Here is a 25,128-nt window from a genome sequence, read left to right as displayed (position 1 = left end):
ATCAGGACCTCTCCTGCCGCTTGCTCACTCGCGACCCCAGCACCCGCAGGGCGAGCAGCACCAGGAACGAAATCCCGAGCAGTACCAGCGAGATCGCCGCCGCACCGGTGCGGTCGTCGTTCTCGATCAACGTCCGGATCCACTGCGAGGACACCTCGGTCTTGCCGGGCACCGCGCCACCGATCAACACCACCGAACCGAACTCGCCGATCGCCCGGGAGAACGCCAGCCCCGCTCCCGTCAGCAGCGCCGGTGTCAGGGCCGGCAGCACCACGGCCCGGAAGATGGTCAGCCCGGAGGCGCCCAGCGACGCGGCGGCTTCCTCGACCTCCCGATCGATCTCCAGCAGCACCGGTTGCACCGACCGCACCACGAACGGCAGCGTGACGAACGCCAGCGCCAGGCCGACGCCCCAGGCGGTGTGCTGCAGGTGCACGTGCACGGGGCTGGCGGGGCCGTAGAGCGCCAGCATCACCAGGCTCGCGACGATGGTGGGCAGCGCGAACGGCAGGTCGATGATCACGTCGATGAAGCGCTTGCCGAAGAAGTCGTCGCGCACCAGCACCCACGCGATCAACAGGCCGAACAGCAGGTTGAGCACGGTGACCCCGGCCGCGATCGTCAGCGTCACCCGAAACGACTGCACGGCGGCGTGCGAGGTGACCGCCAGCTGGAACGCACGCCACCCACCGCCGCCGGCCTGCCAGGCGATCGCGGCCAGCGGCGCCAACACGATCAGCGACAGCCACACCGTGGCAGCACCGACGCGCAGCGACACCCCTTCCCGTCGAAACCCTGAGTGCTCGCCGCCCTCGCCGGGCCGAGTCACCTCGGTGACCACCGTCGCGCTCATCCGGTGACCCGGGTGTAGATCTTGGTGATCGCGCCGCTCGACTTGTCGAAGAGGGCGTTGTCGACCACGTCCCACCCGCCGAGGTCGGCGATCGTCCACAGCTTGTCGGGGTCCGGGAACGTGTGGCGGAATTCGTCGGCGATGCTCGGGTCGACCGGACGGAAGCCGGCTTCGGCCCACAGCCGTTGCGCCGCCGTCGTGTACTGGAAATTCTTGAACGCGGTGACGGTGTCAAGGTGCCGACTGGAGGTCACCACGGCCAACGGGTTTTCGATCTTGAAGGTCTGCGACGGGTTGACGTGCTCCACCGGCTTGCCCTTGCGCTCGACCGCGATCGCCTCGTTCTCGTAGCTGATCAGCACGTCGCCGCTGCCCTGCAGGAACACATCGGTGGCCTCGCGACCCGAGCCCGGGCGCAGCTTGAAGTGGTCACTGACCAGCTGCTCGATGAAGTCCAGGCCTGCCTGCGGGTTCTTGCCGCCCTCGCTCTTGACGGCGTACGGGGCCAGCAGGTTCCATTTGGCCGATCCAGAGCTCAGCGGGCTGGGGCTGATCACCTCGACCCCGGGCCGCAACAGGTCGTCCCAGCCGTTGATGTGCTTGGGATTGCCCTGCCGGACCACCAAGGTCACCACCGAACCGAACGGGATTCCCTTGGTGACGTCGGCGTTCCAGTCCTCGGCGACCTTGCCGGCCTTCACCAGTCGGGTGACGTCGGGTTCCACGGAGAAGTTCACGATGTCGGCGGGTTTGCCGCTGGCGACGCCGCGGGACTGATCGCCCGATGCGCCATAGGAGGTGACGACCTGGACGTCGGCGCCGTCCTCGGTGTTGTAGAAGGCCGGGATCACCTTGCTCCAGCCGGGCTCGGGAACCGCGTAGGCCACCAGCGTCAGGGTGGTGTGCGCCTCGGAGCGCTCACCGCCTCCGACGACATCGCTGGGTCCGCCGCCGCATCCGGCGAGCGTGGTGACTGCCATGGCGGCGGCCAGTGCCAGCGCGATGCTGCGCGCGAGAGTATTGGGCATTGATGACCTTTCCGGGCGAATCCGTATAGACGTCGGCAAGAATGCTTGTCCGTCGGATCGCGAAAGGCGTTCGATTTCTACAGAACGTGCGTCAACAAAGACGACACCGGTACGCCGACGGGTGCGGTATCAGCGACAACAGTGCAGGTCGGCCACAGCGGAAGTGATCACGGCGAGCTTCGGGAACGCCACAATCTGGCGCTGCCGGTCACCGGTCGCTGCGAACATGCGGGGAAGCATAACAGAGCCCTGTGCGGGCAGCGCCCGGCCCGGTTCGGCGGGTCTAGCGGGTCAGCAGCCAGCTGACGATCACCAACACAATCAGGCCGATCAGCACCAACGTGACCTGCGAACGCGGCATCAGCGGGCCCCGCCGTCACGACCGTGCCGGACACGCTCCTGCACCCGGATTCCCTCCCCCAGGGCCGCGTCCAGCACCGAGGCCAGGCCGTAGGCCAGCAACAACACCACCGGCATCACCACCGCGGTCTGCACCACAAAGCCGAGGCCGGACAACCACAACTCAACACCGTCCCACCAGCTCAGGAAGCCCACCACCCAGCCCACTTTAGCGGCGACCGCAAGCGCGGCGAAGCCGGGCGAAGCCAGGCGAAGCGGGCCGGCAGCCCAAGCCTGGATCGGCCGATCCGGGTAGACGCGCGGCAGACCCGCCAGAGATGATGACGGAATGGACCTGCACACCCCGCCGGGCGATGCACCCGCCAAGACCGCGCCGGAAATCACCACGCCCGCCGCAGGCACCGGCGCCGCGGCTCCGTCACCACCACCCCTGTCGGCGACCGCTCCGGTGCCGTATGCGGCGTCACCGAGTCAGGTCCGCAACCCGTTTCCACCGATCGCCGACTACGCCTTTCTGTCGGACTGCGAGAACACCTGCCTGATCTCGGCGGCGGGCTCGGTGGAGTGGATGTGCCTGCCGCGCCCGGACTCCCCCAGCGTTTTCGGCGCCCTGCTGGACCGCAGCGCGGGGCACTTTCGGCTCGGGCCGTACGGGGTGTCGGTGCCCGCGGCGCGGCGCTACCTGCCCGGCAGCCCCATCATGGAGACCACCTGGCAGACCCATACCGGCTGGCTGATCGTGCGTGACGCGCTGGTGATGGGTAAATGGCACGACATCGACGCACGGTCGCAGACCCACCGGCGCACCCCCACCGACTGGGACGCCGAGCACATCCTGCTGCGCACGGTGCGTTGCGTCAGCGGCACCGTCGAGTTGACCATGAGCTGCGAGCCCGCATTCGACTATCACCGCACCAGCGCCACCTGGGAGTACTCGGCCAACGCCTACGGCGAGGCGATCGCGCGGGCCCGGCAGAATCCGGACGCCCACCCGACCCTGCGATTGACGACGAACCTGCGGTTGGGACTGGAGGGCCGCGAGGCCCGGGCCCGTACCCGGCTGACCGAGGGCGACGACGTCTTCGTGGCCTTGAGCTGGTCGAAACATCCTGCGCCGCAAAGCTATGCCGAAGCCGCCGACAAAATGTGGAACACCACCGAATGCTGGCGACAGTGGATCAACATCGGGAACTTCCCCGATCATCCGTGGCGCTCCTATCTGCAGCGCAGCGCGCTGACGCTGAAGGGCCTGACCTATTCGCCGACCGGAGCCCTGTTGGCCGCGCCCACCACGTCGCTGCCGGAAACGCCTCAGGGCGAACGGAATTGGGACTACCGCTACAGCTGGGTACGCGACTCGGCGTTCACCCTGTGGGGCCTGTACACGCTGGGACTGGACCGCGAGGCCGATGACTTCTTCTCGTTCATCGCCGACGTGTCCGGCGTCAACAACGGACAGCAACACCCGTTGCAGGTGATGTACGGCGTCGGCGGGGAGCATGAGCTGGTGGAACAGGAGCTGGACCACCTGTCCGGCTACGACAACGCCCGTCCGGTACGGATCGGCAATGGCGCCTACAACCAGCAGCAGCACGACATCTGGGGCACCATGCTCGACTCTGTCTACCTGCACGCCAAGTCCCGCGAGCAGATCCCGGAAACCCTGTGGCCGGTGCTGAAGCGCCAGGTGGAAGAGGCGATCAAGCACTGGCGCGAACCCGACCGGGGCATCTGGGAGGTGCGCGGCGAACCGCAGCACTTCACCTCCTCGAAGGTGATGTGCTGGGTGGCGCTGGACCGCGGGTCGAAGCTGGCCGAGCTGCAGGGCGCGGTCTCCTACGCCAAGCAGTGGCGGGCGATCGCCGAGGAGATCAAGGCCGACGTGTTGGCCAACGGAGTGGATTCCCGCGGCGTGCTGACCCAGACGTACGGCAGCACGGCGCTGGACGCTTCGCTGCTGCTGGTGGTGCTCACCCGGTTTCTGCCGGCCGATGACCCGCGGGTGCGCGCCACCGTCATGGCGATCGCCGAAGAGCTCACCGAGGACGGCCTGGTGCTGCGGTACCGGACCGAGGAGACCGACGACGGGCTGTCCGGCGCCGAGGGCACCTTCACCATCTGCTCGTTCTGGCTGGTCTCGGCGTTGGTCGAGATCGGCGAAGTCAGCCGGGCCAAGCATCTGTGTGAGCGGCTGTTGTCGTTCGCCAGCCCGTTGCACCTCTACGCCGAGGAGATCGAGCCCCGCACCGGCCGGCATTTGGGCAACTTCCCGCAGGCCTTCACGCACCTGGCGCTGATCAACGCCGTCGTGCACGTGATCCGCGCCGAGGAGGAGGCCGACTCCACCGGAGGTTTCCAGCCCGCGAACGCGCCGATGTAGCTCGGTCCTGTTGCGCGAGCAGACGCAAAATCGCCTAAAATTCGGGCCTTTTCGGTGATTTTGTGTCTGTTCGGCGCGGGTCAGCCGCTGAGGTTGCGGATCTTGTCCAGCATCGCCCGGGCCAGGTCGGCGGCGGTGGTGTCCCCGGCGGGCGGGGCGCCGGAGTGGTCGTCCTCGTCGACGAACCAGAACACATCAACGTCGACGACGCAGTTCACCCGCGCCGCGAGCGCCCGCGAGACCCGCAGTCCCGCTTCGCCGTCCACACTTGTACGCACCGTGGCCACCAGCACCGCGTCCTGGTCGGAGACGTCGGTGACCTCGCCACTGGCCTCGCTGTCCTCCCCGCTGTCGCGCGTCACGACCACCCCGTCGCAGCTGCCCCACTGCTCGGCGAACTTCTCGAAGAGCGCGTCGGCGTCGGCGGCACTGTCCAGTGCGACCACCGCTTCGCCCACCCCGGTCAACGGCGAGTCCCCGGCGCCGGTGCTGTCCCAGAACTCATGGGCGACGTCCCGTACCCCGGCGGAGCTGTACACGCTGCGCTGGCCGCCGACCGCCGCGCCGACGCAGTCTTGCGGCTCCGCCGACTCCCAGGCGTCGGGCAGGTCGTCGAGGCCGCCGAACCGCGGCGGCAGGGAGGGGTCGCTGCGGAAGGGCTGGCCGGTCAGCTTCGACAACTCGGAGTCGTCGAGCAACACCTGCCGGACCGCCATCCCGGTCACCGGGGTTGGCGCCAATCCCGGTGCGGGCCGGACAGTTCCGGAGACCACCGTGGTGCACCCGCTGGCGAGCAGCACGACCGCCACCGCGCCCGCCGCGATTGTGCCTACCCGGGAGGCCACTACTTCTTGGCCTTATCTCCGGCAGAGCCCCCGCTGTCGGTGGACAGCGCCGCGACGAACGCCTCCTGCGGCACATCGACCCGCCCGATGGTCTTCATCCGCTTCTTGCCCTCTTTCTGCTTCTCCAGCAGCTTGCGCTTACGGGTGATGTCACCGCCGTAGCACTTGGACAACACGTCCTTGCGGATGGCCCGGATATTCTCGCGGGCAATGATTCTCGAGCCGATCGCGGCCTGCACCGGCACTTCGAACTGCTGGCGCGGGATCAGCTCCTTGAGCTTGGTGGTCATCTTGTTGCCGTAGGCCGAGGCCGAGTCTTTGTGGACGATCGCACTGAACGCGTCCACCGGCTCGCCCTGCAGCAGGATGTCGACCTTGACCAAGTCGGCCTCCTGCTCCCCGGCCTCCTCGTAGTCCAGGCTGGCGTAGCCGCGAGTGCGCGACTTCAGCGAGTCGAAAAAGTCGAAGATGATCTCGCCCAACGGCATCGTGTAGCGCAGCTCGACGCGTTCCGGCGAGAGGTAGTCCATCCCGCCGAGTTCCCCACGACGGGACTGGCACAGTTCCATGATGGTGCCGACGAACTCGCTCGGGGCGATCACGGTGGTCTTGACGACGGGCTCGTAGACAGTGCGGATCTTGCCTTCCGGCCAGTCCGACGGGTTGGTGACGATGATCTCGGTGTTGTCTTCGGCGATCACCCGGTAGACGACGTTGGGCGAGGTGGAGATCAGGTCCAGGTCGAATTCGCGCTCGAGGCGTTCCCGGGTGATCTCCATGTGCAGCAGGCCCAGGAAGCCGCAGCGGAACCCGAAGCCCAGCGCCACCGAGGTTTCCGGCTCGTAGGTCAGGGCGGCGTCGTTGAGCTGCAACTTGTCCAGGGCGTCACGCAGATTCGGGTAGTCCGACCCGTCCACCGGGTACAACCCGGAGTAGACCATCGGTTTGGGTTCGCGGTAGCCGGTGAGCGCCTCGGTGGCCCCGCCCCGGGCGGTGGTGACGGTGTCGCCGACCTTCGACTGGCGCACGTCCTTCACGCCGGTGATCAAGTAACCCACCTCGCCGACACCAAGCCCCTTGGCGGGCTTGGGTTCCGGGGAGACGATGCCGACTTCAAGCAGCTCGTGGGTGGCACCGGTGGACATCATGGCGATCTTCTCGCGAGGGGTGATCTTGCCGTCGACGACACGCACGTAGGTGACCACACCGCGGTAGATGTCGTAGACGGAGTCGAAGATCATCGCCCGGGTGGGCGCGTCGGCGTCGCCGGTGGGCGGAGGCACCTGCCTGACCACCTCGTCGAGCAGTTCCGCCACGCCTTCGCCGGTCTTCCCGGAGACCTTCAACACGTCTTCGGGCTCGCACCCGATGATGTGGGCCAGTTCGGCGGCGTAACGCTCCGGGTCGGCCGCGGGCAGGTCGATCTTGTTGAGCACCGGGATGATGGTCAGGTCACGATCCAGCGCCAGGTACAGGTTGGCCAGGGTCTGGGCCTCGATGCCCTGGGCGGCGTCGACCAGGAGGACTGCGCCCTCGCAGGCCTCCAGCGCGCGGGATACCTCGTAGGTGAAGTCGACGTGACCGGGTGTGTCGATCAGATGCAGCACGTAGTCGCCGGATGCCGCGCGTTGGCCTGCGCCCTGCTCCGGGTGGTCCTTGACCGTCCAGGGCAGCCGGACGTTCTGCGCCTTGATGGTGATGCCGCGTTCCCGCTCGATGTCCATCCGGTCCAGGTACTGGGCCCGCATCGATCGGTCGTCGACGACGCCGGTGAGCTGCAGCATCCGGTCGGCCAAGGTGGATTTGCCGTGGTCGATGTGGGCGATGATGCAGAAGTTCCGTATCTGCGCCGGCGCGGTGAAGGTCTGGTCGGCGAAACTGCTGATGGGAATCTCCTGGTGAACGGGGGCGGTGGTGCCTATCTGCCTAGTCAGGGTAGCGAGGCGGTGGCGTCAAGACGAAACCCCCGGAGACCAGCTCCGGGGGTTTGCGTTTCCGAACGACGATTACAGGTCGATCGCGAAGTAACCGCCGAGGTCGGCAATGCCCGCCTGGAAGAAGTTGGCGGCATCTTCCCAAGCACTGTCGCCGGCCAGGCTGGCGGCGATCGCGGCGTCGGATCCGAACAGGTAGTCGGCGGCGTTCTCGAACTCGATCTGGTCGCCGCCGTTGAGGATCGCGAACAGCAGCACGTTGTTGCCGTCGATGAACTGCGTCAACGCACCGTTGAGCAGGCTGTAAGAGCCCGGGTCGCTGGAAATCTCGTCTTCCCAGTTGACGCCGTAGAGCATCATGCCGAAGGCGGCGTTCACGTCGTCTTGGTTGATGGTGAGGAACGGGTTGGCCTCGGAGGCATCGATGACCTTGTCGCCCACGCCGGCCAGGGTGGCCTGCGACTCGAAGAGGAAGTTCATCGACTGGATCTCACTCGCCAGCACCGAGCTGAAGTCGAAGCCGGTCGAGTCGTCGGCAGCCGCCAACGGCGCCAACGCGAGTGCCGTACCAGCGGCAAAGCTGCCGAGCACACCGATTTTCCGCATGTCCATTCCCCCCAAAATGCCCTTCATCCTCACTGCCCGGCGGCCGGTTTCCCCACCCCCGCCGGAAGCTCCCCCCAGCACCGTTGCTGTGAGCCGGATAAAATCTAACAAAGACCTGTGATCAATACAAGTGAATGTTCACTCGTATTTTGGTTTCTTCGGGTTCTTCCCCATGTTCGCCCCAGGGCGAGCAGTATTTGTGCACGTCGAACTGTGTTCAGGATCACGATCCGGGCCGCCCGCGCACCGCGTCCGATGTCCCGAATACCCCCAAGTGAACATCGGGACCGGTGGTACCCACGGCAAGACGAAGCCCCCGGAGACGATCCTCCGGGGGTTTCGGTTCGGCCTGCGGCTAGGAGTCGAAGATGCCGAAGAAGCCCATCAAGTCGCCCCAGGCGAACTGGAAGTAGCTGGCGGCTTCTGCCCAGCCACTGGCGGCGCTATTGGCGATGTCCTCCATGCTGTTCCCGCCAAGCAGGTCGCCGGTGCCGCCGTCCCAATCGAGCACAGCGCCGTTGTTCATCATCGCGTACAACAGCGAGTTGATGCCGTCGTCGAACGGAACCATCGCGCCGTTGTAGACGTTGTAGGCACCCGGATCGGAGGCCAGTCCGGCCTCCTCCGGATTGAAGCCGTAGACCAGGTAATCGAAAGCGGTCGTGCCACTGTCCTGAACCGTAGACACGTCCGCGGGGTTGATGATGTCGAAGCCCTGCGGGCCCGTGGTGACGTCCGTGGAGGGGACGCCCGCCAAGAAGGTGTCGGTCCCGAAGAGGAAGTTCATCGACGCGATCTCGCTGTCCACCACGGACGTCAAGGGGTCGGTGTCGGCAGATGCCAACGGCGCCAATATGAACGCCGCGCCGGCGGCGAAGCCACCAACGACGACAAATTTGCGCATGCTCATGTTCAATGCCTTTCGCGATGTCTCTCTTTGGCGGTGGTCCGCCCCAGGAGCCCCCCAGCACAACCACTGAAAGCCGCAGGGGCTCTGTCAGTTTCACTAATCCTGTTACGATTGAAACCCTGCGTGATAGCTGCGCAAATCCATATACCTCCTGATAGCCCCTCGGCGCGCAGAAGGACCCGGGCGATCACCCACCGGACTCAGCCAAGGCATCAGTTGCCGGCGAACGCCATGCCATACATGTCGTTCCGGGCGGTGACTTGCCCCATTTCAAGCACCCCCGGAGGAAAAGCCAAGAACCTCCCCAGACTGCGGCTTTCGGCGACTTCCACCCACCGATTGAAATCTTCCGTCCGGCTGACGACGGGTTATACCTGCGCCGGCCCGTTGAGAAGAAGCCCCCTGTGAATCAATATTCCCGTACCGTACGCCGATGCCTCTCTGCGGACAACACAAGTGGGACATCAGTTTTCGTACAGATTCCTGTGCTTTTCGTTTACGTTCGCGTCAAGGAGGGATGATCGCCGGCACAGCTCTGGCGAGGCCCAGACACCCATGCCCGAAGCGCGTTTCGCCTATGCTGCGAACATGGCTTCCCCGCGGAAGACTCCATGGGAGACGGTGCAGCGATTCGCCGAGCACCTGGTGTTCAACGAGGCTCCCCGGTTCATCCGCCAACTCGAACAGGCACCGCAGGTCCAGCAGCGCATCCAACGCGGTATCGAGCAGGGCATCAAGATCGGCCTGGAAATGCTCACCGGCGCGACATCAGAGCCGCCGACGGAGATCCCCGCCGGGCGCCCGGTAACCGACAGCAGTGTGCCTACCGCACACCGCGCACGCCGGCTCGTCTACTCCCCCGACCTCAACGGCCGCGCCGACCCGGGCGAGATCGTCTGGACGTGGGTGGCCTATGAGGACGAACCGGACCAGGGCAAGGACCGACCGGTGCTGGTCGTCGGCCGCGACCGCAACACACTGCTGGGCCTGATGCTGTCCAGCCGGCAACGGCACGCCGACGACAGGAACTGGGTCGGTATCGGTGCGGGCAACTGGGACGACGCCCGCCGGATCAGCTGGGTGCGGCTCGACCGAGTGCTCGACGTGCCCGAGGAATCGATCCGGCGCGAAGGCGCCATTCTGGAGCGCTCGGTGTTCGAGGTGGTGGCCGCCCGACTGCGCAGCGACTACTCGTGGAGCTGACGCAGCCCCTCCGATCTAGCTAGCCCTGGGCGATGTAGTCACGCAGCTGCTCGTGTTCGGCCTGCAGCTCCTCCATGCGGGACTTGACAACGTCGCCGATGCTGACGATCCCGGCCAATCGGCCGTTTTCGAGTACCGGGATGTGACGTGCGCGGTGCTCGGTCATCAACATGCTGACGTCGTCGGCGGAGTCGCTCTTGGTGCAGGTCGCCACCACGCGGGTCATGATGGCCGATACCGGCCGGACCAGCAGGCTGGCGCCGTGGACGTGTAACTGGCGTACCACGTCGCGCTCGGAGGCCACCCCCTCCAGGCCATCGGGCCCGATCACGACCATGGCGCCGATGTTGTGCTCAGCCAGGCCCGCGAGCAACTCCATGACGGTGGCATCCGGATGGATGGTCACCACCGCCGCACCCTTGTTCCGCAATACATCCGCGATCCGCATTGACGCCTCCCGCCGCAGTGATCTGCTTCACACCAGGCTAGGCCATTTGGCCCGGCCGGGGGTGGCGATAACGAAACTGAGCCGATCGCGTAGCGCACGAGCGCCATCTGTGGCATATGTGACGTCATGACGATCGAGATCACGCTGCTGGGCACCGGAAGCCCGATCCCCGACCCGAACCGCGCCGGCCCGTCGACGCTGATCCGAGCCGGCGGCCAGCAACTGCTGGTCGACTGCGGACGAGGGGTGCTGCAGCGTTTGGCAGCGGCGGGCAGCTCGGCCAGCACCCTGTCGGCGCTGCTGCTCACCCACCTGCACAGCGACCACATCGCCGACCTGGGCGATCTGCTGATCACCCGGTGGGTCACCACCTTCACCCCGGATGCCCCGCCGCTGCCGATCATCGGGCCGCCGGGCACCGCGGAGGTGGTGGAGGCGACCTTGCGAGCGTTCGGCCACGACATCGGCTACCGCATCGCCCATCACGACGATCTGACCGCCCCGCCCCCGGTGGACGTGCAGGAACACACCGCGGGCCAGGTCTGGGATCGCGACGGCGTGCGGATCACCGTTGCGCCCACCGACCACCGGCCGGTGACGCCGACGATCGGCTTCCGGATCGAGCACTCCGACGAAAACGGGACCGCCTCGGTGGTGGCGGCCGGCGACACCGTGCCCTGCGAGAGCCTCGACGAGCTGGCGAGCGGGGCCGGTGCGCTGGTGCACACCGTCATCCGCAGCGACCTCATCGAGTTGCTGCCCCAGCAGCGGATCCGCGATATCTGCGACTATCACTCTTCGGTGGCCCAGGCGGCCGCGACCGCCCAACGGGCCGGGGTGGGCATTCTGGTGCTGACGCACTATGTACCTGCCATCGCACCCGGGCAGGAGGAGCAGTGGCGGGCGCTGGCGGCCGCGGAGTTCGACGGTCCGATCGAACTCGGCGACGACCTGCACCGAGTCGAGGTGACCGCCCGCAGCTGAGTCGAGTTGGGGAGTTGCCGGGCCAGCTGGTACCCTGAACAGCTGTTGCTCCCGTGTCGGGAGGCGAACCCAACTCAAGTTTTTGCGAAGGAATTACTCCGTGGCCAACATCAAGTCGCAGGTGAAGCGCAACCGGACCAACGAGCAGGCCCGGCTGCGCAACCAGTCGGTGAAGTCGGCGGTGCGCACCGCGATCCGTGCCTTCCGTGAGGCCGCCGCAGCCGGCGACAAGGACAAGGCCGGCGTGCTGCTGGCTTCGACCAGCCGCAAGCTGGACCAGGCCGCCAGCAAGGGCGTCATCCACAAGAACCAGGCCGCCAACAAGAAGTCGGCGCTGGCGAAGGCGCTCAACCAGCTCTGACCTAGCGGATTGCCCGCAACCGCAGGCCCCTGATTCCACTGGCGAACAGGGGCCTTCGTGTTGCCCGGATCAGCGGTCGGCCAACTCGGCGACCCCGCGGACCGCGGCCTCCAGTGCGTAGTCGGCGTCGGCAGCGGCGCCTTTGACGTCAGCGTTGAGGGCGGCCACCAGCCGCACCGCGGCCGCCATGGTCCCCGGCGACCAAAACCGCGACTGCTTCTGCGCCTTCTGCACCCGCCAGGGCGGCATGCCCAATTCACCGGCCAGCCGGTACGAATCACCCGACTTGGACCTCACCCGGGCGATGGTGTGAACCGCCTCGGCCAAGGCGTCGGCCAGCACCACGTGCGGTTCGCCGCGAATCATCGCCCAGCGCAGTGCCTCGGTGGCACCGGCGACGTCGCCGACGACCGCCCGATCGGCGACGTCGAACCCCTTCACCTCGGCTTTGCCGCTGTGATAGCGCCGCACCGCGATGGCGTCGACGTGCCCACCGGTATCGGCGACCAGCTGCGAGCAGGCCGCGGCCAGTTCGCGAATGTCAGAGCCCACTGCGTCGAGCAGCGCCGTCACGCAGGCGTCATCGACTCGAACCTTGAGCCCGCGGAACTCGGCCCGGACGAAGTCGGCACGTTCGGAGGCCTTGGTGATGCGGGCACAGGTGTGCACCTCGGCACCGAGTTCCCGCAGCTGCCCGGCCAGCGCCTTGGCCCGGCCGGCCCCGGAATGCACCACCACCAGCACGGTGCCCAGCGGGACGTCCTCGGCCGTGGCGGCGATCAGCGCCACGGCCTCCTTCCCGGCTTCGGCGGCGGCCTCGAGCACCACCACCCGTTCGTCGGCGAACAGCGACGGGCTCAGCAGCTCGGCGAGCTCGCCCGCCTCGACCTCACCGGCCCGCAACCGGTCCACCGGTATGTCGGTGCTGCCGGCCTGCTTCCGAACTGCGGCCAGTACCTGGCCAACGGCCCGTTCGACCAGCAGTTCCTCATCCCCGAGGATCAGATGCAGCGGCGAAACCGATTGGCTCACCCGCCAATCGTGTCACGCTGTGCCGACACCCGCCCAGGCGGTCAACACCTGCGTGGCCGACCACGCCAGCAGGCACAGTGCCAACGCGGCCAGCACCCGCCGGCACCACCGCCATCGCCAACACACCACCACCAGGACGGCGGCGGCACCGACCCCGACGACCCCCACCACGCCCTGCGGCACCGGCACGGTGGCGGCGGGAACCCCGCCGGACCAGCGCGCGACGCGGCAGACCCACCACAACTCCGGTCCGGTGAAACGGATCAACAGCGAGGCGCCCGCCGGCCACCACCCGCACAAGACCGCCGCCGCGCTGCCCAGCACGGTGATCGGCGCGACCAGCGCCGCCACCGCCAGGTTGGCCACAGTGCTGACCAGGCTGAGCCGCCCAGAGATGCCTGCGATCAACGGCGCGGTGACCAGGTTGGCGGCCCACGCCACACAGACCGCGGCGGCCAGCGGCCGAGGCCACCCATGGGCCACCAGCCGGGACGTCCAGACCGGTGCGATGAGCACCAACGCCGCGGTGGCCACCACCGACAGCGCGAACCCGACGTCGACCGCCAGGTGCGGGGCCAACGCCAGCAGCACCAGCACACTGGCGGCCAGGCTCGGCACCGCCTGGCGGCTGCGCGCTGAGAGCACGCCCAACAGCGCGATAGCTCCCATCACCGCCGCCCGCAACACACTGGCCGTGGGCTGCACGACGATCACGAATGCGACCAGTGCAATCCCGGCCAGTACCGCGGCGGCGCGCGGCCCGACCAGTCGCGCCGAGAACAGCACCGCACCGCAGACGATCGTCACGTTGGCGCCGGAGACCGCCATCAGGTGGGTCAGCCCCGCGGCCCGAAAGTCTCGCCCGGTGGCGGCGGTGATCGCCGAGGTGTCGCCGAGCACCAACGCGGGCAGCATCCGGGCCTGCTCGTCGGGCAGCGCCCGCGCGGCGACGATCGCGAACCGGGCCCGAACCCGATGTGCTGCCCGCGCGACCGGTCCCGGCCGGCCGCGCACCGGAGTGCCGGTGGCCGTGAGCACCGCCACCGACAGATCCCGCCGGTCCGGGCGGGCGACCTTGGCGCGAAACGCCATCGACTGGCCGACCATCACCTCGCCGAATTCGACGCCGGAGGCGAATACCACCACCCGGCCCGACGCGACCGCGTCATCGAGGCGCTGCAAGGTGGCCCGAAACATCACCCGGCGCGCGCCGGCCGGCAGCGGGCTCTCACTCGGGGTGACCGTCACCGCCGCCGTCGTGCCGACCACCGCGCTGATCGGATGGTGCTCGACGGCGGCGGTACGCAACGCAACCGCCCACCCGAAGCCCACCCCCGTCATCGACGCCGCGGCAACCGCCGCACTCACCAGCCGCCAACCGGGGCGCCGGAGCCGTCCGGCGTAGCAGTACAGCACGCCGGCTGTCACACCCAGCAGAGCACACAGCGCGGCTAGGACGCCGCCGATCTGCCACTGGATGCCGGCCGCCGTGACCAGCCAGCCGACCACCGCCGCCGGCACCAGCCGAACGTCGAGCCGGGCCGCCGGCGCCGGTGCGGCCGCCGGCGGCGTCACGGGTCAGACACGAACCAGGGCACGCAGCTTGTCCAGGCGCGCCGGGCCGATTCCGTCGACGTCGCCGAGCTGATCGACGCTGGTGAACTTCCCGTGCGTGTCGCGCCAGGCCACGATGGCGGCCGCGGTCACCGGACCCACCCCGGGCAGGGCGTCGAGCTGCTCGACCGTCGCGGTGTTGAGGTTGACCGGCTCGCCCGGTTTGGGGCCGGGCCCGGCAGGTGTCGGTGCGGTGCTGGTACGTGGCGCATCCGCGGCCGGCGTGACCGCGCCGACCGAACTGCCCAGTACCGGCAGGCCGGGCGGCGGTGCCAGACCGACCACGATCTGTTCGCCGTCGACCAGGGGCCGGGCCAGGTTCAGCCCCACCGTATCCGCGCCGTCGAGGGCGCCGCCGGCCGCGGTCAACGCGTCGGCGATCCGGGAGCCGGGCGCCAATGTCGTCAGACCCGGCTTGTGCACCAGCCCGACCACGCTGACCACCACCTGCTCAACGGGCGGCGCCGCGGAGCTGGCGGCCAGATCCTCGGTGCGCGGGCTGGCGGTCGAAACCATCTCCACCGGTGGCAGTTTGGCGCTGATCACCGGCGCGGGCTGGTCCCGCAGCACGGTGAACACCGTGATGAGCACGGCGACTGCGGCGATCACCGCGAGGGCGATCGCACCGGCTCGGCCCGGGTCGGCCCGCACTCGGGCAAGCCAGCCCGTTTCTGCTGCGGCGTCGGGCAGCCACCGCGGCAGCAACGAATTCGGGTCAGCCTCGTCGCCGGCTTCGGAGGTGTGGTCGCCACTCTCGGATTCCGGCAGCAGGCCGAGTCGACGCTGCAGCCGCTCGCCGGGTAGTTCTGATGCCATGCGCCGACGGTAGGTGCCGGCACCGTCGACCCGGCTCGCTCACCGCACGGTTCGGGCCGGATCTGTGGATCGATCCCGGGCTGTGCACAACCCTTCTCGCTAGGGGTTCAGCCACTCCCCGACGTCGTGCGAGATGCCCGACGACGGCGTGTACCGCACCTTCGCCGCAGTGACCCCGGTGGGCAGCGCGAAGACCACGCAACCGGTGTTCGATGCGCCGGCGGGGATCAAGAACCAGCCGTAGGCGAAGTCCTTGCACTCGGTCACGGTGGCGAAGTCGGCCTGGTAGTTCTGCTCGTCGGAACCCACCACGGTGACATCACTGTTGCTGTTGCCGACGATGGTCGTGGTTCCGGCGTTCTCGATCCGCAGCTTGGTGGCGAGGTAGGTCTTGCCGGCCGCGCCCCAGCCGTTCGGGACGGTTGCCGGCGCGATGACCTCCGTCAACGTCACAGCGATCTTCTGCCCGCCGATCCGCATCAGGTCCAGCGTCTGGCCGATGTGCGCGGGCGGCCTCGGGGCCGCACTCTGCGTGGCCCCCGGTGACGAGTCCGTGGTGGCCTTCTGCGCCGGCTCCCCCGAGCACGACACGAGAGACAAGACCAGGACACAGAGCGCGACGACCCACCGTCTCATGAGGTCCAGCCTACAAAAGCGCACGGTAAGCCCTCCCCCGCAGTACCGCGGGTCCGCCGATTAGGGTGCATACCAACCGTGAGTTCACCCAACCAACCGGGAGGTCGACGTGAGACTGGCACTGACCACGGAGGAGGCAGCATTCCGCGACGAAATGCGTACCTTCTTCACCACCGAGATCCCCGCTGACATTCGCGAACGCAGCCGGTTGGGCCATTCGATCTTCCCCGACGACATCGTCACCACCCAGCGGATCCTCAACGCCAACGGCCTCGCGGTTCCCAACTGGCCGGTCGAGTGGGGCGGCAAGGACTGGACAGCGACCCAGCACCAGATCTGGCACGACGAGATGCAGCTGGCCTCGGTGCCCGAACCGCTGACCTTCAACGCCAAGATGGTCGGTCCGGTGATCGCGGAATTCGGCTCCCAGGCAACCAAGGAGCGCTTCCTGCCGGCCACGGCCAACCTGGATATCTGGTGGTGCCAAGGCTTTTCCGAGCCGGAGGCCGGCTCCGACCTGGCCAGCCTGCGCACCACCGCGGTGCGCGACGGCGACAGCTACATCGTCAACGGGCAGAAGACCTGGACCACACTCGGCCAGTACGCGGACTGGATCTTCTGCCTGGTGCGCACCGACCCGCAGGCCCCCAAGAAGCAGGCCGGGATCTCCTTCCTGCTGTTCGAGGTGTCGACTCCCGGGGTGACCATGCGGCCGATCAAGCTGATCGACGGCGGCTATGAGGTCAACGAGGTGTTCTTCTCCGATGTGCGGGTGCCCGCTGATCAACTGGTCGGCGAGGAAAACCACGGCTGGACCTACGCGAAGTTCCTGCTGGGCAACGAGCGGACCGGCATCGCCGGGGTGACCCGCACCAAGGTGCGCGTCGCCGAACTCAAGCAGCGCGCCAAGGCGCTGGGAGCCCTCGACGATCCATTGTTCGCCGCACGGGTCGCCGAACTCGAAAACGATCTGCTGGCATTGGAGCTCACCCAGATGCGCGTGTCGAGCGACTCCGCCGACGGCAAGCCGAACCCGGCGTCGTCGGTGCTCAAGCTGCGCGGCAGCCAGCTGCAGCAGGCCGCCACCGAGCTGTTCGTGGAGCTGGCCGGTCCCGATGCCCTGCCCTTCGAGGCGGGCGACGGCATCGCCACGCCCACCTGGGCGCAGGACGCGGCGCCGACGTACCTGAACTACCGCAAGACGTCGATCTACGGCGGCAGCAACGAGGTACAGCGCACCATCATCGCGTCGACCATTCTCGGCCTTTAGGAGGTATGACGGCCATGGACTTTCAACTCAGCGACGAGCAGGTTCTGCTGCGCGACACCACCCGTTCGATGTTGTCGGGCTACGACACCGAGACCCGCAACAAGGTCATCGAGACCGACCCCGGATTCAACCCCGAGGTGTGGAAACAGCTGGCGGACATCGGGATTCTCGGTCTCGGTTTCGACCCGCAGGAATCCGGTCCGCTGGAGATCATGGTGGTGCTCACCGAGATCGGCCGGCGGGTAGCGCCGGAGCCCGTCGTGCACGGAGCGCTCGGGCCGGGAGCGCTGATCGCCGAGCGCGGCGATGCGCAGCAGCGTGAGTTGCTCGACGCCGTCGCCGGGGGCGAGCAGATCCTGGCGTTCGCACACACCGAGCCGGGCATGCGCGGCACGGCAGGCAAGGTGGCCACCACGGCTGTGCAGCAGGGTGATTCGTGGCGGCTGAGCGGACGCAAGAACCCGGTGCTGACCGGGGATCGCGCCGACACACTGGTGGTCAGCGCCGCTTTGCCGGCCGGCGGGACCGGGCTGTTTTTGGTCGACGGAAGCGCCGACGGCCTGACCCGTCAGTCCTACCGGACTTTCGACGGCCAGCGTGGCGCCCAGGTCGACTTCGCCGACACACCGGCCACCGCGCTCGGCGAGGCGACCGATGCCACGGCCGCCATTGAGCGCGCGGTCATCCGCATCTCCTCGGCACTGTGCGCCGAAGCGGTCGGCGCGATGGAAGAGGCCTTGCGGCTGACCACCGACTACCTCAAGACGCGCAAGCAGTTCGGGGTCACGCTCAACACCTTCCAGACCCTGACTCAGCGCGCCGCCGACATGTACGTGTCGCTGGAGCTGGCCCGCAGCATGAGCATGTACGCGGCGATGTCACTCGCCGATGACAACTACGACCCGGTGATCGCGGCGCGCGCCAAGCTGCAGGTCGGCCGGTCCGGGCGGCACATCGCTCAGGAGTCCATCCAGTTGCACGGCGGGATCGGGGTGACCTGGGAGTACCCAGTCGGCCACTATGCGGCCCGGCTCACCGCGATCGAGCACACCCTGGGTTCGTCGCAGGATCAGCTGCACGTGCTGATCGACAACCTGGGTGGCTACGACCTGGCCAAGCTGTAGCCCTACCTTTCCCCGAGCGTGCGTGTCCCCGGTCTCGACACGGAGTGTCGGACCGGGGACACGCACGCTCGCGCTAAGAAGAAACCCGAGCTAGAAGAAAAACCCGAGCTGAGCCGGGACGTCGGTGAGGAACGCCGCGTCCAATCGGCGCACCACGGCGTCGTCGCCGCATCGCAACCGGCCGGCACGGGCCAGCGCGGAGGCACGGTGCGCGCCCAAGTAGAGGCTGCCCAGTACATCCAGGTCCAGCTCGACATCGGCCGCCGCGTCGGTCGGGGCGCAGCAGGCCCGGCCGTCGCGGACCTGGAGCGCGAATCTGCCCCCGTCGCCACGGAACCCGTCACACACCTGCAGAACGACCGACACGTCGGCGCCGTAGCTGCGTGCCTGTAGCGCGGCTGGGATGTTCATGATCCGCAGCCACAGGTCGTCCTGCCGTCCGGTGGTGGTGGCCACCCGGGTGTCGGTCAGTAGGTACGGCATCGGATCGTCCGGGTAGGTTTCGACGACGATCTTTCCCATCAGGTCCAGCCCGAGCAGCGCCCGCCACAGCGCGGCGTGGGCGCCCGGGGTGACCGCCCGGAACTCCCCCACCCGCACCGTCTTTGGCTCTCCGGCGTGCACCCGGTAGAGCACATAGCCGTCGGGATGCAGCAGCCCGAACCACTCGGTGCCGCCGTCCCGGGTGTCCTCCCGGTCGGCGAGCAGGTCATCCCAGAGCGCCGGCGGGCGCTCCAAACCACCCGGGGTGCGCTGGCGCCACCGCTGGTAGACCGCTGCGAACTCGTCGCGGCTGTGGGCCGCGCTGACCAGTCGTACCCCGCCCGGATCGGGCGCGTCGGGATGCAAGTGGGCGAACCGCCGGTCGATGGTCAGCTCGTGATCGATCGTCGCCGGCCCGTAACCGAACCGCCCGTAGATGCCGCCCTCACTGGCGGTCAACGCCGCGATCGGATAGCCCGAATCAGCGATGCGCCGGTGCAATTCGTTGTACATCAACCGGAGCACACCACGTCGGCGGTGAGTCGGCGCCACCACCACGCCACTGATTCCGGCGACCGGCAGGATCGTCTCGCCCGGGACCGTCATCCGCAGGTCGAGGTAGAAGGCGACACCGACCACCGAGTCACCGTCGCAGGCCACCACCGCTCCGTCGGCCGGTACTAAGCTGCGGATGGCCTCGACCTCATCAGGATGCGTGACCACGCCGAACCCGGCGTTCTCCAGCAGCATGATCGATGGCCAGTCGTCAGCGGTCACGGTGCGCACGCTCAGGTCAGTCACGTGGTCCGACGGTGCCACAAAGGCGGTCACTGCGCACCTGAATATGGTGGTGACCTATGAACACACCGCTTCGCGTCATCCAATGGACCACCGGAAACATCGGACAGCGCTCGCTGCACGCCATCATCGCCCGCCCCGACATGGAACTCGTCGGGGTCTACGCCCACGGCAAGGACAAGGTCGGGGTGGATGCCGCCGAGCTGGCCGGGTGGCCGGAGCCGACCGGGATCACCGCCACTGATGACATCGACGCCCTGATCGCGCTGAAGCCAGACGCCTGCTGTTACAACCCGCTGTGGCCCAGCATCGACGAGTTGGTCGCACTGCTGGAGGCCGGAGTGAATGTGTGCTCGACCGCGGCCTGGATCACCGGTGGCAAGCAGAGCGCGCAAGACCGCAAGCGCATCGAGGACGCCTGCCGGGCCGGGAACTCCACCATGTTCGGCAGCGGCGCGCACCCGGGTCTTACCAACATGGTCGGCATGGTGCTGTCCGGGGCGTGCGAGCGGGTCGACGAGATCCGGATCACCGAGTCGGTGGACTGCTCGACGTATGAGTCGGCGGCCACCATGGCGGCGATGGGCTTCGCGCAGGACCCCGACACCCCCGGGTTGGCCGAAAGCGTTCGCCGCGAAAGCGAAGTTTTTGCCGAGTCCGCGGCGATGATGGCCGATGCGATCGGCGCGCAGTTGGACCGCATCACCTTCGATGTGCAGTTCACCGCCGCGACCGGCGACAGCGACCTGGGCTTTATGAAGATCCCGGCCGGCACCGTGGGCAGTGTCTTCGGCTATCACCGCGGCTGGGTGGGTGAGCGCAACGTGGTCAGCGTTGGCTTCAACTGGATCATGGGCAACCAGGTCACCCCGCCCAAACCGGTGGCACACGGCCACGTCATCCAGGTGTTCGGACTGCCCAATATGCGCACCGTCATCAACTGCCTGCCGCCGAAGGACTGGAACGAGCCGAACTTCAACGGCTTGGGCTCGATCTACACGGCGATGCCGGTGACCAACGCGGTGTCGTCGGTGGTCGCCGCCGAACCGGGCATCGTCACGCTGGCCGAGCTGCCACCGATCACCGGCCGCGCCGGCGGTTAGCGAGGCTCGACGAAGGAGAGCCGAAGCTGGACCGCCGAATCAGGCCTGCCGGTTAGCGAGGCTCGACGAAGGAGAGCCGAAGCTGGACCGCCGAATCAGGCCTGCCGGTTAGCAAGGCTCGACGAAGGAGAGCCGAAGCCGGACCGCCGAATCAGGCCTGCCGGTTGACGGTGACGGCCCCCGACGCCGCGTCGACGGTGACGTCGCGTTCGGACAGTTGGTCGTCCCACACGTCGGCTTCCCAGACGACGGTGCCGTTCATGTCGAGCAGGCTCAGCTCGGTGATCGAACTGTTGGGCACTGCCCGCAGTACGCGATCCACCGCACTGCGGTAATCCAAGTGGGTACCGTCCACATTGGCGCGCCGCTTGGCCTTGTCGGCGTCGCTGTCCTCGGTTGCGGTGGGGCCGACCAGCACGCTGACCCCGTCGGATGCGACCTTGACCTGATGTTCGGTGCCGTCGGGGGTGACCACCCTGGCCTTCCAGGTACCGGCGTCGCTGGTCTGACTCTCGATGAAGATCAACACGCTGTCCGGTACCTGCGAAACGGCGAGGTCACCGGCGCGAAGCAGGGTGTGCGGGTCTGGCGGCGCGTCGGGTCGAGTCCACGACGCCTCGGGGGCCACGGACTCCTGCGACGACGCGCCGGACGCGCCTTTGTCGCTGCACCCGGCCAGTGCCAGCGCTGCCACGATGACCACCGCACCGAATCGGACGACATTTCCCAGAGCGTGCATCAGCGGCCATGCTACTGAAGTCGAGACGTTGGCGCTGAACTCAAGGCGCCGCGGCCACAGCCCGTTCGCAAGTCGGCGCCCGAGCAGCACCGGTTGCGGTCCTTAGCTAAGCGAAGGTTATGCTGCCGAAGGGCGCGATTCGCGGAACCATCGATGCTTCCGGCGAGGCCGGGGAGCAGACCGTTCAGCGCCGACGTTCAACCGCAGTATCGGCAGGCGGAAGGCGGTGAGATGAGGAAGATCTCGGTCGCCGGCATACTCAAACGGCATTGGATTCCGCTGGTCTTCATCGTGGTCATCGCGATCTCGAGTGTGGTCGTCAGCCGGCTGCACAAGGTGTTCGCCTCCGAAGACCTCAACCCGCATGCGGGTGCCGGCATCGAGATCGTCCAGTTCAACCCGAAATACGTCGCCTACGAGGCCTTCGGACCGCCCGGCACCACCGCCGACATCAATTACTGGGACGCCGAGGCCAACGTCCATCAACTGAACAACGTGCCGCTGCCGTGGTCCTACACCGTCGTCACGGTGCTGCCCGCCGTCATGGCCAACATGATCGTGCAGGGCAACACCGGTGAGATCGGCTGCCGAATCAAGATCGACGACCGGCTGCTCGACGAACGCCGCGCCACCGGCCTCAACGCCCAGACTTTCTGCCTGGTGAAGTCCGGATGATCAAACGAATCAAAGAGCAGCTGGACAGCCACCAGGATCCGCACGTCAAGCGGCCGTTCTTCGCGCACATGCTGCGCATTTTCGCGGTGCCGATCATCATCGTCTGGATCGTGCTCACCGTGCTGGTGAATGTCCTTGTGCCTCAGCTGGAAGTCATCTCCGAGGAGCACTCCGCGCCGCTGGCGCCCGTCGATGCGCCGTCGATGATCGCCAGCAAGCTGGTCGGCGAGAACTTTCAGGAGTACAAGTCCAACAGCACCGTGATGATGGTGGTGGTCGGCGAGGAAGAACTCGGCGAAGCCGCCCATCACTACTACGACGAGATCGTCGCGAAGCTGGTCGCCGACAAAAACCATGTCGAGCACGCCCAGGACTTCTGGAGTGACCGGCTGACCGCCGCGGGCGTTCAGAGCTCGGATGCCAAGGCCGCCTACATCATGCTCAACCTGGTGGGCAACCAGGGCATGACCGAGGCCAACGACTCGGTCGTCGCGGTTCGCCAGGCCATCGATGACACCCCCGCGCCGCCCGGGGTGCAGGCCTACGTCGCCGGGCCGGCCGCGCTGACCGCGGACCTGCGGGCGATCGGCGACGCCAGCCTGGTCAAGATCACGCTGTTCACCATCGCAGCGATCGCGATCATGCTGCTGATCGTCTTCAGGTCGGTGTCAGCGATGTTGACGCAGCTGTTCCTGACCCTGCTCGAGCTGATGTGCGCCCGCGGTGTCGTCGCCGTCCTGGGCTATCACGACGTGATGGGCCTGACGACGTTCGCAGTCAACATCATGGTGATGCTCGCGATCGCCGCCGGCACCGACTACGGCATCTTTCTCATCGGCCGGTACCGGGAAGCCCGGCTGGCCGGCGAGGACCGGGTCGACGCCTACTACACCACCGTGCGCAGTGTCACCCCGGTGGTGCTGGGGTCGGGCCTGACCATCGCCGGGGCGTCGGCGATGCTGTACTTCACCCGGCTGCCCTACTTCCACACCATGGGCATCCCGGTCTCGGTGGGCATGCTCGTGGTGGTGGGCGCCGCGCTGACCCTGGGACCGGCCATGCTGGTGGTGGTCACCAGCTTCGGCCTCCTCGACCCCAAAAAGGCCAAGCGGGGCGGGTTCTGGCGCCAGGCCGGCGTGTCGGTGGTGCGCTGGCCAGGCCCCATCGCGGTGGCCAGCCTGGCCGTCATCATGATCGGTCTGGTGGCCCTACCGGGATTCAAACCGGGTTACGACGACCGTAAGTACCTGCCGCAGGACACCCCGGTCAATGTGGCCTACGCCGCCGCGGAGAAACATTTCTCGGCGGCCCGGATGGCGCCGGACATCACCATGGTGACTTCCGACCACGACATGCGCAATCCCGCTGACATGCTGGTGCTGGACCGAGTCGCCAAGAACATCATGCGGGTGGTCGGGATCGGGATGATCCAGGACATCACTCGACCGTTGGGAATTCCGCTGCAGCACAGTTCGATACCGTTCCAACTCAGCGTCTCCAACCAGCTGATGATCCAGAACATGAAGACGCTCAAGGACCGGATCAAAGACATCGACACCATCTCCCAGCAACTGGACAAGGACATCGAGTTGCTGATCCAGATGTACGGATATCTCCAGGAGGTCGACCGGACGTTCGACGACACGGCCGAGGTCACCCGGCGCACCGTGGACGTCACCGACCGGATACGCGACCACATCGCCGAGTTCGACGACCAGTTCCGTCCGCTGCGCAGCTACTTCTACTGGGAGCCGCACTGCTTCGACATCCCGATGTGCAACGCGCTGCGTAACACCTTCGACGCCACCGACGGGATCGATCAACTCGCCGAGCAGATGCGCTATCTGTCCGACGACATCACCAAGACAGCGCACCTGTTGCCGCAGGCGGTCGAGTTGCTGCCGGCCGTGGTCGACACCATGCGAATCATGCGCGGGCTGGTGCTGACCGTGCACTCGACGTTCTCGGCGTTCATCAACCAGATGGAGGACCTGAGCAACACCCAGATCATGATGGGTCAGAGCTTCGACGACTCCAAGAACGACGACTTCTTCTATCTGCCCGCAGAAGCGTTCGACAACAAGGACTTCCAAACCGGCCTGCGACTGTTCATGTCCCCGGACGGCAAATCGGCGCGGTTCTTCGTCACGCACCAGACCTATCCGGCGACCGCGGAGGGCATCAAACGCGTTGAGCCGGAGCGGATCGCTGCCCAAGAGGCGCTGAAGCAGTCGTCGTTGTCGGACGCCAAGGTCTACATCGGCGGCATGGCTGCGCTCTACGAAGACATGCAGAACGGCGCCAAGTACGACCTGATGATCGCGATCGTGGCGTCGCTGACGCTGATCTTCTTGATCATGATGATGATCACCCGAAGCCTGGTGGCCGCAGCGGTCATCCTCGGCACCGCGTCCAGTTCGATCGCCGCGTCGTTCGGCATCTCGGTGCTGATCTGGCAGCACATATTCGGCCAGCACATCTATTGGGTGACGCTGGTGCTGGCGGTCATCGTGTTGCTGGCGGTCGGCTCGGACTACAACCTGCTGCTGGTCTCCCGTTTCGAGGAGGAGATACACGCCGGGCTCAAGACCGGCTATATCCGGGCGATGGCCGGCAGCGGCGGGGTGGTGACCTCGGCGGGCATGGTGTTCGCCGCGACCATGGGCATCATGTTCTTCAGTGATCTCAAGGCCATCGGCATGTATGGCACCACCGTGGCGATCGGGTTGCTGCTGGACACCTTCGTGGTCCGGGCATTCTTCATGCCGTCGATCGCGACATTGCTGGGCAAGTGGTTCTGGTGGCCGCAGGTGGTCCGGCCGTGGGGCCCCAACAAGAACATTCGCGGGATCGCGGCGCACACCCCGCACGAAGAGTCCACCGACACCGACAGATTCCCAGCGCCCACGCAGTGACCGGGCGTTGA

At 67.1% G+C, this 25,128-nt stretch carries 22 protein-coding genes and 1 pseudogene; 9 read left to right on the top strand and 14 right to left on the bottom strand.

Features of this window, described 5'->3' with window-relative positions:
* Window position 1: 1 nt before the first annotated feature.
* From cysT to K3U94_RS08265, 3 genes are all read right to left on the bottom strand, one after another.
* Window positions 2–853: a sulfate ABC transporter permease subunit CysT gene (gene cysT, locus K3U94_RS08275; protein WP_220696191.1), complete on the bottom strand. Its 852-nt coding sequence runs from the start codon at window positions 851–853 to the stop codon at window positions 2–4.
* Window positions 850–1,881 (bottom strand): extracellular solute-binding protein, encoded by a 1,032-nt coding sequence (locus K3U94_RS08270; RefSeq protein ID WP_047319970.1) that lies wholly within the window; start codon window positions 1,879–1,881, stop codon window positions 850–852. The genes cysT and K3U94_RS08270 overlap by 4 nt, the downstream gene beginning before the upstream one ends.
* Before the next feature lie 360 nt (window positions 1,882–2,241).
* A complete protein-coding gene (locus K3U94_RS08265; RefSeq protein WP_047320021.1) occupies window positions 2,242–2,439 on the bottom strand; it encodes a hypothetical protein in 198 nt (65 codons plus the stop codon).
* 274 nt (window positions 2,440–2,713) lie between these two features.
* Between K3U94_RS08265 and K3U94_RS08260 the strand changes: the two are divergent.
* Window positions 2,714–4,621 (top strand): annotated as a pseudogene (locus K3U94_RS08260) (glycoside hydrolase family 15 protein); the annotation flags it as partial.
* A gap of 80 nt (window positions 4,622–4,701) precedes the next feature.
* Here the strand turns inward: K3U94_RS08260 and K3U94_RS08255 are convergent.
* The 4 genes from K3U94_RS08255 to K3U94_RS08240 all read right to left on the bottom strand — a co-directional run bounded on the left by K3U94_RS08255 (window position 4,702) and on the right by K3U94_RS08240 (window position 8,916).
* Window positions 4,702–5,466, bottom strand: a complete 765-nt coding sequence (locus K3U94_RS08255; RefSeq protein ID WP_220696190.1) for a sensor domain-containing protein — start codon at window positions 5,464–5,466, stop codon at window positions 4,702–4,704.
* Window positions 5,466–7,310: a translation elongation factor 4 gene (lepA, locus tag K3U94_RS08250; protein ID WP_230987590.1), complete on the bottom strand. Its 1,845-nt coding sequence runs from the start codon at window positions 7,308–7,310 to the stop codon at window positions 5,466–5,468. The genes K3U94_RS08255 and lepA overlap by 1 nt, the downstream gene beginning before the upstream one ends.
* Window positions 7,311–7,472: 162 nt before the next feature.
* Window positions 7,473–8,012, bottom strand: a complete 540-nt coding sequence (locus K3U94_RS08245) for a hypothetical protein (protein ID WP_047319967.1) — start codon at window positions 8,010–8,012, stop codon at window positions 7,473–7,475.
* Window positions 8,013–8,361: 349 nt separating this feature from the next.
* The gene (locus K3U94_RS08240; protein WP_220696189.1) at window positions 8,362–8,916 is read right to left on the bottom strand and encodes a hypothetical protein; all 555 of its coding nucleotides are present in this window, start codon (window positions 8,914–8,916) and stop codon (window positions 8,362–8,364) included.
* 588 nt (window positions 8,917–9,504) lie between these two features.
* Here K3U94_RS08240 and K3U94_RS08235 point away from each other — a divergent pair.
* On the top strand, window positions 9,505–10,119 hold the full coding sequence (locus K3U94_RS08235) for a type II toxin-antitoxin system PemK/MazF family toxin (RefSeq protein ID WP_047320019.1): 615 nt from the start codon (window positions 9,505–9,507) through the stop codon (window positions 10,117–10,119).
* Window positions 10,120–10,138: 19 nt separating this feature from the next.
* Here the strand turns inward: K3U94_RS08235 and K3U94_RS08230 are convergent, their stop codons facing one another.
* Window positions 10,139–10,567 (bottom strand): CBS domain-containing protein, encoded by a 429-nt coding sequence (locus K3U94_RS08230; protein ID WP_220696188.1) that lies wholly within the window; start codon window positions 10,565–10,567, stop codon window positions 10,139–10,141.
* 126 nt (window positions 10,568–10,693) lie between these two features.
* On the opposite strand from K3U94_RS08230, the gene K3U94_RS08225 reads away from it, so the two are divergent.
* A complete protein-coding gene (locus tag K3U94_RS08225; protein ID WP_047319964.1) occupies window positions 10,694–11,551 on the top strand; it encodes a ribonuclease Z in 858 nt (285 codons plus the stop codon).
* Window positions 11,552–11,651: 100 nt separating this feature from the next.
* Window positions 11,652–11,912 carry a 30S ribosomal protein S20 gene (gene rpsT, locus K3U94_RS08220; protein WP_047319963.1) on the top strand — a complete coding sequence of 87 codons (261 nt, stop codon included), beginning with the start codon at window positions 11,652–11,654 and terminating at the stop codon, window positions 11,910–11,912.
* A gap of 69 nt (window positions 11,913–11,981) precedes the next feature.
* Here the strand turns inward: rpsT and holA are convergent, their stop codons facing one another.
* The 4 genes from holA to K3U94_RS08200 form a co-directional block, all read right to left on the bottom strand.
* Complete coding sequence (gene holA, locus K3U94_RS08215; RefSeq protein ID WP_220696187.1) at window positions 11,982–12,944, bottom strand: DNA polymerase III subunit delta; 963 nt, start codon at window positions 12,942–12,944, stop codon at window positions 11,982–11,984.
* A 12-nt stretch (window positions 12,945–12,956) separates the two neighbouring features.
* Window positions 12,957–14,519, bottom strand: coding sequence for a ComEC/Rec2 family competence protein (locus K3U94_RS08210; protein ID WP_220696186.1), 1,563 nt, complete (start codon window positions 14,517–14,519; stop codon window positions 12,957–12,959).
* 3 nt (window positions 14,520–14,522) lie between these two features.
* Entirely contained in the window at window positions 14,523–15,374 is an 852-nt protein-coding gene (locus K3U94_RS08205) for a ComEA family DNA-binding protein (RefSeq protein WP_220696185.1), read from the bottom strand.
* Window positions 15,375–15,473: 99 nt separating this feature from the next.
* The gene (locus K3U94_RS08200) at window positions 15,474–16,010 is read right to left on the bottom strand and encodes a DUF4352 domain-containing protein (RefSeq protein ID WP_047319959.1); all 537 of its coding nucleotides are present in this window, start codon (window positions 16,008–16,010) and stop codon (window positions 15,474–15,476) included.
* Between the two features lie 109 nt (window positions 16,011–16,119).
* On the opposite strand from K3U94_RS08200, the gene K3U94_RS08195 reads away from it, so the two are divergent.
* Both K3U94_RS08195 and K3U94_RS08190 read left to right on the top strand, forming a co-directional pair.
* Window positions 16,120–17,280, top strand: a complete 1,161-nt coding sequence (locus K3U94_RS08195) for an acyl-CoA dehydrogenase family protein (protein ID WP_220696184.1) — start codon at window positions 16,120–16,122, stop codon at window positions 17,278–17,280.
* A 14-nt stretch (window positions 17,281–17,294) separates the two neighbouring features.
* Entirely contained in the window at window positions 17,295–18,404 is a 1,110-nt protein-coding gene (locus K3U94_RS08190) for an acyl-CoA dehydrogenase family protein (RefSeq protein ID WP_047320018.1), read from the top strand.
* A gap of 90 nt (window positions 18,405–18,494) precedes the next feature.
* Here the strand turns inward: K3U94_RS08190 and K3U94_RS08185 are convergent, their stop codons facing one another.
* Window positions 18,495–19,706 (bottom strand): enhanced intracellular survival protein Eis, encoded by a 1,212-nt coding sequence (locus K3U94_RS08185; RefSeq protein ID WP_220696724.1) that lies wholly within the window; start codon window positions 19,704–19,706, stop codon window positions 18,495–18,497.
* A 38-nt stretch (window positions 19,707–19,744) separates the two neighbouring features.
* Between K3U94_RS08185 and K3U94_RS08180 the strand changes: the two genes are divergently transcribed.
* The gene (locus tag K3U94_RS08180; RefSeq protein ID WP_220696183.1) at window positions 19,745–20,788 is read left to right on the top strand and encodes an NAD(P)H-dependent amine dehydrogenase family protein; all 1,044 of its coding nucleotides are present in this window, start codon (window positions 19,745–19,747) and stop codon (window positions 20,786–20,788) included.
* Between the two features lie 151 nt (window positions 20,789–20,939).
* On the opposite strand, the gene K3U94_RS08175 is transcribed toward K3U94_RS08180, so the two are convergent.
* Entirely contained in the window at window positions 20,940–21,527 is a 588-nt protein-coding gene (locus K3U94_RS08175; RefSeq protein ID WP_220696182.1) for a PepSY domain-containing protein, read from the bottom strand.
* 231 nt (window positions 21,528–21,758) lie between these two features.
* Between K3U94_RS08175 and K3U94_RS08170 the strand changes: the two genes are divergently transcribed.
* A complete protein-coding gene (locus K3U94_RS08170) occupies window positions 21,759–22,202 on the top strand; it encodes an MmpS family transport accessory protein (RefSeq protein WP_047319956.1) in 444 nt (147 codons plus the stop codon).
* The gene (locus K3U94_RS08165) at window positions 22,199–25,117 is read left to right on the top strand and encodes an MMPL/RND family transporter (protein WP_275564544.1); all 2,919 of its coding nucleotides are present in this window, start codon (window positions 22,199–22,201) and stop codon (window positions 25,115–25,117) included. Before K3U94_RS08170 ends, K3U94_RS08165 begins: the two co-directional genes overlap by 4 nt.
* The last annotated feature ends 11 nt before the right edge of the window (window positions 25,118–25,128 follow it).

Source organism: Mycolicibacter heraklionensis (assembly GCF_019645815.1).
GTDB lineage: Bacteria > Actinomycetota > Actinomycetes > Mycobacteriales > Mycobacteriaceae > Mycobacterium > Mycobacterium heraklionense.
Note: the sequence above shows the minus strand (reverse complement) of the source record. Positions and strands in the feature narration are given on the sequence as shown.

Bases quoted from the DNA above. Each gene is read 5' to 3' on its own strand.
- cysT (WP_220696191.1), bottom strand. From the start codon at position 853: ATGAGCGCGACGGTGGTCACCGAGGTGACTCGGCCCGGCGAGGGCGGC.
- K3U94_RS08270 (WP_047319970.1), bottom strand. From the start codon at position 1,881: ATGCCCAATACTCTCGCGCGCAGCATCGCGCTGGCACTGGCCGCCGCC.
- K3U94_RS08245 (WP_047319967.1), bottom strand. From the start codon at position 8,012: ATGGACATGCGGAAAATCGGTGTGCTCGGCAGCTTTGCCGCTGGTACG.
- K3U94_RS08240 (WP_220696189.1), bottom strand. From the start codon at position 8,916: ATGAGCATGCGCAAATTTGTCGTCGTTGGTGGCTTCGCCGCCGGCGCG.
- K3U94_RS08235 (WP_047320019.1), top strand. From the start codon at position 9,505: ATGGCTTCCCCGCGGAAGACTCCATGGGAGACGGTGCAGCGATTCGCC.
- K3U94_RS08230 (WP_220696188.1), bottom strand. From the start codon at position 10,567: ATGCGGATCGCGGATGTATTGCGGAACAAGGGTGCGGCGGTGGTGACC.
- K3U94_RS08225 (WP_047319964.1), top strand. From the start codon at position 10,694: ATGACGATCGAGATCACGCTGCTGGGCACCGGAAGCCCGATCCCCGAC.
- K3U94_RS08205 (WP_220696185.1), bottom strand. From the start codon at position 15,374: ATGGCATCAGAACTACCCGGCGAGCGGCTGCAGCGTCGACTCGGCCTG.
- K3U94_RS08200 (WP_047319959.1), bottom strand. From the start codon at position 16,010: ATGAGACGGTGGGTCGTCGCGCTCTGTGTCCTGGTCTTGTCTCTCGTG.
- K3U94_RS08190 (WP_047320018.1), top strand. From the start codon at position 17,295: ATGGACTTTCAACTCAGCGACGAGCAGGTTCTGCTGCGCGACACCACC.
- K3U94_RS08180 (WP_220696183.1), top strand. From the start codon at position 19,745: ATGAACACACCGCTTCGCGTCATCCAATGGACCACCGGAAACATCGGA.
- K3U94_RS08175 (WP_220696182.1), bottom strand. From the start codon at position 21,527: ATGCACGCTCTGGGAAATGTCGTCCGATTCGGTGCGGTGGTCATCGTG.
- K3U94_RS08170 (WP_047319956.1), top strand. From the start codon at position 21,759: ATGAGGAAGATCTCGGTCGCCGGCATACTCAAACGGCATTGGATTCCG.
- K3U94_RS08165 (WP_275564544.1), top strand. From the start codon at position 22,199: ATGATCAAACGAATCAAAGAGCAGCTGGACAGCCACCAGGATCCGCAC.